Origin of the sequence: Neobacillus sp. C211 (assembly GCF_051842875.1) — a bacterium.
GTDB lineage: Bacteria > Bacillota > Bacilli > Bacillales > Cytobacillaceae > Neobacillus.
This window is the reverse complement of record NZ_JBPXRO010000006.1, coordinates 157985-169814: the sequence shown is the minus strand read 5'-3', so window position 1 is coordinate 169814 and position 11830 is coordinate 157985. Positions and strand designations below refer to the sequence as shown.

Genomic DNA, 11830 nt, shown 5'->3' with positions numbered 1-11830 from the left:
GTTTTTCAAAAAAACTAGTTAGTTTGATTCCGCCATTTCTTTGACCATTGGGAGCACCTTGTCCCAAATTTCAGCACTTAAATCGCGGTATTTCTTCCCTTCCGGCATCACTGAGAAATCCCCTTGTAAAATATGTAGAGTCGTTTTTCCATTGTCCTCAGACAAACGGAAGGTGATCCCGTCTTCTTCCGTGACAAGTGCCTTTTCCTCACTCCGGACATCCAATACGGTAAAGCGGAGTAGTTTATTTGGCTCCAGAGCCGTCACATTTCCTTCAACAATGACGGTCCCATCCTCGCCTTTCCATAGTACAGGACTTCCGAGCTCCCAGGTGGAATCGAGATGAAACTGTGGTCCGCCACTTGAAAATTCAGTCGCCCAACGGTTATTATACTGACTGACCGTAAGAATATCCCATACCTTTGACGCTGGAGCATTGATCTCAATCGTTTGGTCAACAAAAAGCTTACTCATTTCTTCCCTCCTCAAATATAGGCATTCTAGATACTCTCATTATACTGCAATGAAAAACCGAACTACAATTATTCTGTAAAGACAAGAAAAAATCGGCGATGGATGATACACCAGCCGATTAATATTTTCTTAGAAATACAGGTTCTTTTTCCAATACTTTGATCCTAATGATTTCATGACAGACATGTAAGATTTTTTCTATAACCTGTGTGGTATTAGCCAATACCCTAAGCGCAAACCCTGATACGGCTAGTATCGAAATACCAATTCTAACATCAAGGAAAGTATCGAGAATTTCTTGCAACTCTTCTACTAAAGCAGGATTGATACGATGATCAATAACAATCATCGTCCCAAAATGAGAAAATCCTTCCATCATGCCAATCCCTTTAAGATCATTGTCAGGTTGAAGTTTTACATGATCAAATAAAATAAGTTTGTCTTCCATATAAATTTCCATTTTTGCTTGGAGTAAGTCATATTTAAAAAGTGTCCCATCAGGAGCCCAGCCTGGAGTAAAGATATCTGTGCAAATAAGAGAAGAGTTTTGTTCCATTCGAATGACCGTACGCTGTTTGAAACAAGCATGCTGGTAAGCAATGACTGGATCTGGAAGATATTCTAAAACACTTCCGCTTTTCAAATGAATGTCCATTTCCTGAAAAGCCGGAGAGGTTCGTGTTTTATATATTTTAGTAGAGGATTGGGTGGTAACAACTACCTCAGCATCCTCCTCCAATAAGATGACCGTTTGATAGGAATCACCATCAATGTATCCCCCACCCGGATTCATCACATAAAAATAGGCTTCGCCGCCTCCTGTTAGGTAAACAGGTCTAGTAATTTTTAATGCACCCTCTGAGTAGGATTCTTTTAGAATCGTTTTCTTACCTTTCTTTGCACCTGTTAGTCGCAAATATCCGGTCCGCTGTTCCACCTACCCTAATCCTTCCAATAGCGCATTTAACTTGAGCCACTCAATAACCTCGTTTACACCAACATCCTCTTTTAAGTTTGTAAAGATATATGGCTTCCTGCCTCTTGCCAGCTTTGTATCTGCCTCCATGACTTCTAAGCTTGCTCCTACATATGGGGCTAAATCAATTTTGTTGATGATAAACAGATCAGATTTAATCATCCCTTGGCCGCCTTTACGCGGAATTTTTTCCCCTTGGGCTACATCAATAATATAAATAGAAAAGTCTACGAGTTCGGGACTAAAGGTGGCGGCTAGGTTATCGCCGCCGCTCTCGACAAAAATAAGTGATAGATTCGGATGTTTCTCCTTTAGCTCATCAATGGCAGCGAAATTCATGGATGCGTCTTCCCGGATCGCCGTATGCGGGCATCCTCCTGTTTCCACACCAATAATTCGATCCTCTGAAAGTACACTATTTTTTCTTAAAAATTGTGCATCTTCCTTGGTGTAAATGTCATTGGTTACGACCGCCATGTTATATTCATCTTTGAGGTGTCTCGTTAATCGCTCCACAAGCAACGTCTTCCCTGCTCCAACTGGTCCGCCAACTCCTATACGTATCGGTTCCATCGTTATCCCTTCTTTCATCATTTTTTAGGACATAAACAAACGGGTATGTAATCTCTCGTGGCGCATTTGTGAAATTTCAATTCCAGGAGCCACAGCTCCAAAGTCATCAGCATCCATTCCTTCAATTATCTCTGTAGTCTTTTGTAAATAAGGGTGTAATTCTAAAAGAATACGTTGACCTGCTGTTTGCCCTAGTGGTATCCCTCTTACACCATTCTGAATAAGGGTCACCATACTTGAATACAGGAATGTCAGTATTCCTTGTCTTTTCTCGATTCCTAAGTACTGGCAGATAATCGAAAAAGCAATTCCAGGATGACCATACGCCTCCTTGGCACGTATCTTTTTTAGGTATTCTTCTAATAATGGGATCGAATATAAATCAATTCCCATCCGAATCAATCTATCCCCAATCCTCCGGTTTGCCTCTCGTGCTTCTTTAGGGATATTCTGGACAAACAATTTTTGATCGAGCACCCATAGCCCTTCGATATCATCTTTAAATAAGGAGTCAAAGGTTAGGCGGCAGGCAAGTCCATCGGTATAGGCGATTTGTTTTTCCAAGTAAATTCGAATCCATTCAAAAAAGGTTTCCTTACTATAGACGGCTTCTTCTTGGATGTAGGTCTCCAATCCAAATGAATGAGAAAAAGCTCCCGACGGAAAATTGGAATCCCCTATTTGCAATAAGGACAAGAGTTGATTATCCATGGGAGTGACCGATATGCCGGAATGCCTTTTTCACTTTTCTATCTTCCCTTGTGTATGGAATCTCTAATTGTTTCAGCAGTTCTTCAACAAGGTAATCATATTGGACGAGCATCACCTGGCCTACAAATTGTGCAGGAGAGTGGCGGTTACCTAACTGATGCGCAATTTCCCCCATTTGCTTAAAGCTTGTCGGATGAATTACCAGCAAGTCGTCACTCGTGACACTGACAACGATTATATTTCGGTCATCCATGAATAATACATCGCCATCAATCAGGTCTTTTGGTTCTTTTAATCGGATGCCAATCTCTTTACCGTGGTCCGTTGTCACCCGCTGAATTCGCTTCACTAAGTCATCACTGGCTAAATATACTCTTTCGATGTGGCGGCCAGAGGCTGCGATTTCATCTACATTTCCCACGACTTTTTCAATAATCATGATTTTCCTCCTAAAATAAGAAATAACGCTGTGCCATCGGTAATACTTCTGCTGGTTCACAGGTCACTAGCTCACCATCCACAATAACTTCATAGGTTTGTGGATCGACTACAATTGTTGGCATTTCCGCATTGAGCTTCATATCTGTTTTTGATAGTCGGCGAATTCCCTGTACTGGTTTGATTTGTTTTTTTAGTCCAAGCTTTTCAGGTACACAAAGTTCAATGGCTGCTTTTGACATAAAAGTAATCGAGGTGCTGTACTTGGCTTTTCCGAAGGAAGCAAACATTGGACGGTACAGAACTGGCTGCGGAGTAGGAATGGAGGCATTCGGATCTCCCATTAAACTGTGGGCAATCATTCCACCTTTAATGACGATCTCTGGTTTAACACCAAAGAATGCAGGTTCCCAAATGACGAGATCCGCCAATTTCCCCACTTCCACCGAACCAACCTCCTCAGCAATACCGTGCGTAATTGCCGGATTAATCGTATATTTGGCAATGTATCGCTTTACACGGGAGTTATCTCCTACTCCTGTGTCTTCAGGCAACTTGCCTCGTTGCTTTCGCATCTTATCAGCGGTTTGCCAGGTTCGAGTAATCACTTCGCCGACTCTTCCCATTGCTTGTGAATCTGAACTTATCATGCTGAATACGCCCATGTCGTGGAGAATATCTTCCGCTGCAATCGTTTCTTTTCTGATGCGTGAATCAGCAAAGGCAATGTCCTCAGGTACGTCCGGGTCTAAGTGATGACAAACCATTAGCATATCTAAGTGTTCATCTAAGGTATTTTTTGTATAAGGTCGTGTTGGATTGGTGGATGACGGCAGGATATACGGGAAGCTTGCGACCTTAATAATATCGGGAGCATGACCGCCGCCGGCCCCTTCTGTATGGTAAGTATGGATAACTCGGCCATTAATGGCTGCCAAAGTATCTTCGACAAAACCGCCTTCATTTAATGTATCGGTGTGAATGGCAACTTGGACATCATACTTGTCCGCTACCCTGAGGCAGTGGTCAATGGCTGAGGCGGTCGTCCCCCAGTCTTCATGCAGTTTAAGTCCAATCACACCGGCTTTGATTTGTTCAATTAACGGTTCTTCAGCAGACGAATTTCCCTTTCCTAAGAATCCAAGATTCATTGGGAATTCTTCGGCAGCTTCTAACATTCGGTGAATATTCCATTCTCCCGGTGTACAAGTGGTTGCATTTGTTCCGGTTGCCGGACCAGTGCCGCCGCCAATCATGGTTGTAATCCCAGATGAAAGGGCGGTTTCGATTTGCTGCGGGCTTATAAAATGGATATGGGCATCAATGCCGCCAGCTGTTACAATCATGCCTTCTCCAGCAATGACTTCCGTTGAAGCCCCAATGATCATGTCTACCCCTTCCATTAATAGAGGATTTCCACTTTTTCCAATCCCAGCGATTCGGCCATCACGAATTCCAATGTCCGCCTTATAAATCCCGCTATAGTCTAGAATAATCGCATTGGTTATGACAGCATCAAGTGCCCCATCTGCTCGTGTAGCAAGCGGATGCTGCCCCATCCCGTCACGGATTACTTTTCCACCGCCAAATTTGACCTCATCACCATAAACGGTAAGATCCTTTTCTATTTCGATAAATAAATCGGTGTCCGCTAGCCGGATGGCATCACCCGTTGTAGGACCAAACATGTCTGCATATTGTTTTCTCGACATTCGAAAGCTCATATCGGATTCCTCTCTCCTTGGTCCAATGGGCCATCTGTTTTATTATTTAACCCATAGACTTCACGCTGACCGGCGAAGGGAACGAGTTCTACTTCTTTCGCATCCCCTGGTTCAAACCGGACAGCGGTACCGGCAGGGATATTTAGGTGCCTGCCAAATGCTTGGACTCGTTCAAATTTTAGTGCGGAATTCACTTCGTAAAAATGAAAATGGGACCCGATTTGAATTGGCCGGTCACCTTGATTGAGCACCATAACTTTAGAAGCCTTCCTACCCTGGTTGCAGATAATCGGCTCTTGCCTTAATCGATATTCTCCTGGTATCATTTCTTTTACTCCCCCTCCACAATTGGAAGTTATTTTACATTTACCGTAAAATTAACTATCTATTTCGTAAAATAACTTCATTTTTTGTAAAATCGGACTTCTCATTCGTAAAATAAATTTGTTTTTTGTAAAATTAACCCTCTATTTTGTAAAATCCCCCTATCTTTCTTGTAAAATTAGATAAAAGTCCCACCAAACCGCTCTAAATCTAGCGAATCGGCTCATGTACGGTAACAAGCTTGGTTCCATCTGGAAATGTTGCCTCTACTTGGATATCGTGAATCATTTCCGGTATCCCTTCCATCACATCTTCGCTTGATAATATCTTTGTTCCCTCACTCATTAATTCAGCCACCGATTTCCCATCTCTTGCCCCCTCCATAATTTCGTAGGTGATGAGGGCAATCGCTTCGGGATAATTTAATTTTAGACCCCGGTCCTTTCGGCGCCTGGCCAAGTCTGCTGCAATGACAATCATTAATTTTTCCTGCTCCCGCTGGGTTAATTTCATCCCTTACCTCCCCCTAGTAAATCGTAAAGTGTACAGGCAATAATCTTTGTGGCATCCACCAGATCATCTACACGGATATTTTCATCAGCCCGGTGCCCATTAGCCTCTTCCAGCAATTTGGGCCCAACACCAAACATGATCGTTGGGATGCCTTTTTCATAAAAATGGCGGGCATCTGCATAGATCGGTACTCCGTTTATCGCTAAATCACCTTTCCCTTTCATAATGGACCGCCAGTTCGTGGATAATGCTGAAATCAGTGGTGAGTCTTCCGGAACAGGCCCGAAGCTTTCTGCATGAAGTATTTTTCGAATTTCTAGTTTTATTCCCTGAGTCGTCTTAACCGCTTCTCCTACAACTTTTCTAAATTCCACTTCCGCTTGAGCCCCGTCTTCACCTGGAATCAATCTTCGGTCAACCCTTATTGTACATTCATCAGGTACAACATTTGTGTTAATTCCTCCCGAAATGAGACCGACAACCAAGGTTGGGTGGTCAATCCCAGGCACAGAAGATTTATTGGCCGCGAGAGTCTGCCGATATTCGTATAAACCATTTAAAATCTTTGTCGTCGCCTCAAGTGCATCAATTCCTGTATGCGGCAGGGCGGCATGGGCAGACTTCCCTGTTGTTTTCACTTCAAAATGTAAACAGCCGTTATGGGCATTAACTGCCGAATAGGTAAAGCCGGCTGCAATCGCCTGGTCAGGACTGATATTCCCTTGATCAAGCAGCCTTTTGGGTCCTAATTCTCCGCCTGTTTCTTCATCAAAAGTAAAAGCAAGGTCGACTTTCCCGTGCAGAGGTTGACTGATTTTGGCTTGTTTTAAGGCTAAAACGGCGTAAGAATAGGCAGCAATATCAGATTTGGAAACTGCCACGCCACGTCCATACATCTTTCCATTAATGATCTCCCCTCCGTATGGATCAACACTCCAGCCTAACCCAGGGGGCACCACATCACCATGTGCATTTAAGACAATATTTGTTCCTTCCCCGTTCCCAAACACGGTGCTGCTAAGGACATTTGCCAAACTAATCATTCCAGCAGCTTTGACTTCCTCTTCATCTACCTCTAATAGAGATACATCCACAAAGCTAAGCTCTTGAAGCTGGTGGTGTAAGAAGGCCGCAATAGGGTAACAATCACCTGCAGGGTTATCTGAAGGAACTTGCACTATTTTTTTTAAAAAATCAATCATTTCTGTTTGGTGCTCCTCAATCCACTGGACCAAACTTTCCTTATCCTGATTCATAAAGATCCTCCTTTTTGCTGCGTGTCCACTTACAAGCAAACACCAAATTTCTCCTGGATCACCCCGGATTGATCATCAAAAATGACCTTTCCTCGTAAAATCGTTTTCTTCACCCTGAGCAAAAACTCCTTATTTTCATAGGGTGAAAATACATTTCGAAAAGCTAATGACTGTTTATCAGCAATCGTTGATTCATCTAAACGTATCAAAACAAGGTCAGCATCTAAGCCGGGACGAATTCTCCCTTTTTGGTCTGCTATTCCAAACCGTTCAGCCACATTCGACGTCCCTAATGGTAAAATTTGTTTAAGGTTAATTCTCCGTTTAAGGGCCTCATCAAGCAGTGAAAGCCATGTAAATTGAACCCCTTGAATCCCTCCCCATGCATCCCAGATGGAATCCGTTGCTTTCATCGAATAAAGACACGGGGAATGATCGGAGCCAATTGTGTCCATCCAGCCTCTCTTAATGCAGTCCCATAGCCCCTCTACCTCTTCGCGCGGTCTTAGCGGCGGTGCACATTTGAGGATGGCACCACTTTTAATAAAATCCTCTTCATCAAAAATCAAATAATGCGGGCAGGTTTCAACCGTGACGTCTACACCGCTTTTTTTGGCTTGCTCGATTAGTCCGATTACTTTCGCCGAACTAATATGAACAAAATGAAGGGCTGTTCCGTATTTGGCAGCAAGTTCTAAAGCATAACTAACCGCTTTCTCTTCTGCTGAAACGGGCCTGCTCGCGAGAAAGGCCTTTCGTTCATTCATCCCGTCCCTATGTTTATAGAAAGCTGTAAATTTATTAATCTCTTCATTCCATTCTGCATGGAGGGCGAGAATCTTCTTATGCTCCTTTGCTGCTTGCATGGCTTGTTTCAATCCATCTGGCGGGACAAAGCGGAAATCTTCAATCCCGCTCTCACTCATAAATGCTTTCCAGGCAATAATCCCCTTACTCATTTGAGTGAGTTCTTCCCGGTTAGCGAGGTTCGTGTCTGTCATTCCGCCCCAAAGAGCATAATCAACATGTGACATAGAGGTTAAATAATCTTTTTTATCAAGTAAATTCTTAAAATTAGTAACAGAGGGTGCACAATTCAGTGGCATATCAAAAATGGTAGTCGTTCCACCGATAGCTGCAGCTCGGCTTCCTGTCTCGATTCCTTCCCAATCCGTTCTTCCTGGATCATTGAAATGGACATGGGCATCAATAAAGCCTGGAACCACTAGACAGCCACTTGCATCAATAATCGTATCCGTTTCCTCTTTCAATGGTTCTCCTTCACTTTTTACAAGGGAGTCAATCCTCTCATCAAGGACTCGAATATTTACCTCTCGAAAGCCTTCCTCAGTAAAAACAAGCCCATTCTTCACCCAAAGTTCTTTCATCTTATGACCCTCCTTAACTCCCGCGATACGTAGTGTACCCACCCGGTGAAATCAACAATGGTACATGATAATATGAGGCGGGTTCAGAAATGCCAAAGCGAATGGGGACACAATCTAGGAACGAAGGATCTCCGAGTAATATGCTGCGATTGCTGAAATAATCTCCAACATGAAAACGAATTTCATAAACTCCCTTTTTCATGGATGCCCCTTCGAGGAGAGGTTGATTGACCCGGCCATCTTCATTCGTATAGCTGATTTGAATGAATTCGAATTTGTTGTCTGGAATAACTCGCCATAATTCCACCAGGACGCCACTTGCCGGCTTTCCCAAACTTAAATCCAGGACATGGGTAGTTACCTTTCCAGTCATTTCGGTGATTCCCCTGGATTTTCTAAATCTTTACGTGTCATGGAAAAACATTGAAACCCATACGGAGGACGCGGTTCGGTAAAAACTTTCCCTTCTTGTGAGGCAGGAATTTCGTCTAAAACGGTTTCCCAGGTCCGGTTATTGGATTCAAAGTGAACCTCCACTAACTGTGGAAAACGCTCTAATATACGAAGACCAATGCGGTAGATAAGATTTTGAATGGAGGGAGAATTCTCTTCATGAAAAACCGTATAAGCAATATCTCTAACTTGCTCTGCTGCGACATACCCATCTGTGGTACTGCCCTTTGCAGCATCGAAATCGTTATAGCGCCACCCAATATTCAAAAAGATAAATAGTGGCCGGTCATAGGATTCTGGCAGTGTCGTATATTCATCCTTCACAAATCCATAAAAGGAGCTGCCACGTACCTTTAAAAGCTTTAGTCCCTTCAAACTGCTGAGATGATCGGCTGTGATGATCTTTTCTCCAGAGCGTTTCACTTCAACTTGAGCCAACGATTGTTCATTTAATGAATAGCGGAATACGAATGGACTCGGTTCAAAACTATCTTTCGTTGGGACTGGGAGCTCGTCAAATGGGATTTGTTCGCTAGAGATATCGACAGCACTCATATGAGGATACGTTTCAAGGAAACGGCGGGCGACAAATTCTAGGAATCCTTCTTGTGTTGAACCTTCATAATCGCCAGCATGTTTTAGAATGAAATTTTTCATCGAATCCGTCGCCACAACTAATGTATTATCCCCATCTTTAAACGACGATAAGAAGGCTTCGCCTTCTACTGCCACCTTCACATTCATTCCAAACAGAATATTACTGCGGCCCGTAAAGGCTGATTCAGGAATCGGACGGACTCCTGTTAATGGGGCTGCGTAGGTACGATAAACCCAAACATCTGCTTTTCCGTAGCGCATCGTTCTTTGCATATCATCATCCCCCTTTATTGAATAACATCATTTAAGCGGAACCCTGCAATTTTATAGACCTCATCCAAAGCGGTCAGGAATTCTTGTTCATAGGTATTGCCCACACGTTCTTTCATTGCTGCAAGGATTGTTTCCTTGCTTTGGCCCTTCACTGCCATAATAAAAGGAAAATCAAATTGCTCGACATACCTCTGATTGAGTGAAACAAACTCACTATGTTCATTCTTCGAGAGCCGATTAAGACCTACTCCAGCTTGCTCCTTTTGCGAAACCTCTGATATTTTTAATCTAGTACCAAGATCCGGATGGGCACGGAGCAGGGCCAATTGAAAGGCTGCCTCTGAATTTTTTACAACTGTCACCATTATTTGTAATAGTTCCTCACGAGATTGAAAGGGTATACTCTCCCATGCCTTCTCAGCCACCCACGGGGAGTGCTCAAACACCCAGCCTACTGTTCTCACAAATTCCTCTTTGTTCATTTGATTTATTTCCTCTATGGAGCCTTGATTATTCTTCATTACATCCATGGTTCCATCTCTCCCAACCTAACTGATTTCAGCAGGATTTCAGGAGAAACAGACAACTTGCCTCTCTTCACCACTCGTGCCTCCACCCTTTCAGCCATTCATATTCATCTTTGGTATCGACGTCAAAAAAGTCCCAACCGTTCTCATAGTTAACTAGTATGCCAGTTAATTTTTCCTTTTTAAAAAGCTGTCGTGCCCCTTCATCCCCCTCTAGTTTCAGTAAATCAGGAACCACCTTTGGCGAAAAAATAATGGGCGGTCTCGGAATCCCCTGAAAGCTAGCCGCTATAAACGGAACATTTTTATTTCCCTGATATTCCTTCAGGTATCGTTTAACCAAATCATTGATGATTTCTACTGGTAAAAGCGGTTGATCAGCAAGAAGAATCATGATTCCTTTCGGTTCCATTTCCATGGCTGCAAGCAATCCACATTGCAAGGAATGTGCCTGCCCTTTATCAGCATCACGGCATCTCAAAGCTTTCCAGCGTTCTCGGAGGGGGGTTCTGAAAAGGGTGCCATCTATCCAGTTGAGCGTATCCTCTTCCCTTGTCACCACAATCGTATAGTCCAGTTTGGAATTCACTGCCTTTTCTAAGGCTGAATTACCAACAGTTTTCTGCCCCCAAGGGAGTGCCAGCTTATTCACCCCCATCCGGCGGCTCTTACCCGCCGCAAGATAGACTGCAAAGACTCCGTCGTTATCCTTCAAGAGAACCCACCTTTTGATGCCTTTTTTGAATCCCTTCCATCTTGACCCCCTATTCATTCCGAGTTACCTAACACTATATATATTGATAGACCTCCCAAAATACACCCAGGTTCTTTTTCAATTTTCTGATACTGGGTAGATTTTCAGTAGATAGACGAACATTACCAACAAAGCTTATGTCATCTTTTTTCACAATAATATCCAAAAGGGGAAATAGTATCTACACTAATGTCATATAATCTAACATGGAAAATTGTTGATTGGAACCGAAATCAACAGGCAAGTAACCAGAGCAATTTTATAAAAAAATATGTTAGATATACCTACAACAATTGAGCAATTGTAAGCATCATGTAGAATAATGTATTTTAAATTAATTAACTGGAATGGAGAGGTTGTATGACAGATTCTCACTTTATGGAAAAGGCAATTGAACTAGCGCTAAATAATGTTTTGACGAAGCAAGGGGGACCATTTGGAGCGGTCGTCGTCAAGGACGGAAAGGTTATTGGAATCGGCCGAAATGAAGTAACCGGGACAAACGATCCCACTGCACATGCCGAGGTGCAAGCCATTCGAGATGCCTGCCGGAATTTAAACGACTTTCAGCTGAACGATTGTGAAATCTATACCAGCTGTGAACCTTGTCCGATGTGCATCGGAGCCATTTATTGGGCACGCCCCAAGGCTGTTTATTATGCTTGTACCAAACAAGATGCAGCGAAAATAGGGTTTGATGATCAATTTATTTATGATCAACTCTCCCTCCCCATCGACTATCGAAAAATACCTATGAAAAAGATTTTTCCACCAGATGGAGATATTCCGTTTAGAACATGGGAGAATTCACAAGATAAAGTAGAGTATTAATATGACAGAAAAGGATGT

Annotated in this window: 15 protein-coding genes; 1 reads left to right on the top strand and 14 read right to left on the bottom strand. The window is 43.0% G+C overall.

The features are described from left to right. Positions 1–18: 18 nt before the first annotated feature. The 14 genes from ACSU6B_RS08445 to ACSU6B_RS08380 all read right to left on the bottom strand — a co-directional run bounded on the left by ACSU6B_RS08445 (position 19) and on the right by ACSU6B_RS08380 (position 10942). Entirely contained in the window at positions 19–474 is a 456-nt protein-coding gene (locus ACSU6B_RS08445; protein ID WP_410884312.1) for an SRPBCC family protein, read from the bottom strand. Between the two features lie 118 nt (positions 475–592). Then, positions 593–1411, bottom strand: coding sequence for an urease accessory protein UreD (locus ACSU6B_RS08440; protein ID WP_410884310.1), 819 nt, complete (start codon positions 1409–1411; stop codon positions 593–595). After that, the gene (gene ureG, locus ACSU6B_RS08435; protein ID WP_410884308.1) at positions 1412–2023 is read right to left on the bottom strand and encodes an urease accessory protein UreG; all 612 of its coding nucleotides are present in this window, start codon (positions 2021–2023) and stop codon (positions 1412–1414) included. It lies immediately after the preceding gene. A gap of 24 nt (positions 2024–2047) precedes the next feature. Next, on the bottom strand, positions 2048–2734 hold the full coding sequence (locus ACSU6B_RS08430) for an urease accessory protein UreF (protein WP_410884306.1): 687 nt from the start codon (positions 2732–2734) through the stop codon (positions 2048–2050). Continuing rightward, the gene (ureE, locus tag ACSU6B_RS08425; protein WP_410884304.1) at positions 2727–3173 is read right to left on the bottom strand and encodes an urease accessory protein UreE; all 447 of its coding nucleotides are present in this window, start codon (positions 3171–3173) and stop codon (positions 2727–2729) included. Before ureE ends, ACSU6B_RS08430 begins: the two co-directional genes overlap by 8 nt. A gap of 10 nt (positions 3174–3183) precedes the next feature. Beyond that, on the bottom strand, positions 3184–4896 hold the full coding sequence (ureC, locus tag ACSU6B_RS08420; RefSeq protein WP_410884302.1) for an urease subunit alpha: 1713 nt from the start codon (positions 4894–4896) through the stop codon (positions 3184–3186). Continuing rightward, on the bottom strand, positions 4893–5222 hold the full coding sequence (locus tag ACSU6B_RS08415; protein ID WP_410884300.1) for an urease subunit beta: 330 nt from the start codon (positions 5220–5222) through the stop codon (positions 4893–4895). Before ACSU6B_RS08415 ends, ureC begins: the two co-directional genes overlap by 4 nt. Positions 5223–5430: 208 nt before the next feature. Continuing rightward, positions 5431–5733 (bottom strand): urease subunit gamma, encoded by a 303-nt coding sequence (locus ACSU6B_RS08410; protein ID WP_168242111.1) that lies wholly within the window; start codon positions 5731–5733, stop codon positions 5431–5433. Beyond that, entirely contained in the window at positions 5730–6989 is a 1260-nt protein-coding gene (locus ACSU6B_RS08405) for an ArgE/DapE family deacylase (RefSeq protein ID WP_410884298.1), read from the bottom strand. The genes ACSU6B_RS08410 and ACSU6B_RS08405 overlap by 4 nt, the downstream gene beginning before the upstream one ends. A 29-nt stretch (positions 6990–7018) precedes the next feature. Then, a complete protein-coding gene (allB, locus tag ACSU6B_RS08400) occupies positions 7019–8377 on the bottom strand; it encodes an allantoinase AllB (protein WP_410884296.1) in 1359 nt (452 codons plus the stop codon). A gap of 13 nt (positions 8378–8390) precedes the next feature. Next, positions 8391–8750 (bottom strand): hydroxyisourate hydrolase, encoded by a 360-nt coding sequence (gene uraH, locus ACSU6B_RS08395; RefSeq protein ID WP_410884294.1) that lies wholly within the window; start codon positions 8748–8750, stop codon positions 8391–8393. Continuing rightward, entirely contained in the window at positions 8747–9700 is a 954-nt protein-coding gene (gene pucL, locus ACSU6B_RS08390) for a factor-independent urate hydroxylase (RefSeq protein WP_410884292.1), read from the bottom strand. The genes uraH and pucL overlap by 4 nt, the downstream gene beginning before the upstream one ends. A gap of 14 nt (positions 9701–9714) precedes the next feature. Next, a complete protein-coding gene (gene uraD, locus ACSU6B_RS08385; RefSeq protein WP_410884290.1) occupies positions 9715–10230 on the bottom strand; it encodes a 2-oxo-4-hydroxy-4-carboxy-5-ureidoimidazoline decarboxylase in 516 nt (171 codons plus the stop codon). A gap of 67 nt (positions 10231–10297) precedes the next feature. After that, positions 10298–10942: an NTP transferase domain-containing protein gene (locus ACSU6B_RS08380; protein WP_410884288.1), complete on the bottom strand. Its 645-nt coding sequence runs from the start codon at positions 10940–10942 to the stop codon at positions 10298–10300. 399 nt (positions 10943–11341) lie between these two features. On the opposite strand from ACSU6B_RS08380, the gene ACSU6B_RS08375 reads away from it, so the two are divergent. Further along, a complete protein-coding gene (locus ACSU6B_RS08375) occupies positions 11342–11812 on the top strand; it encodes a nucleoside deaminase (protein ID WP_410884286.1) in 471 nt (156 codons plus the stop codon). Positions 11813–11830 lie beyond the last annotated feature (18 nt).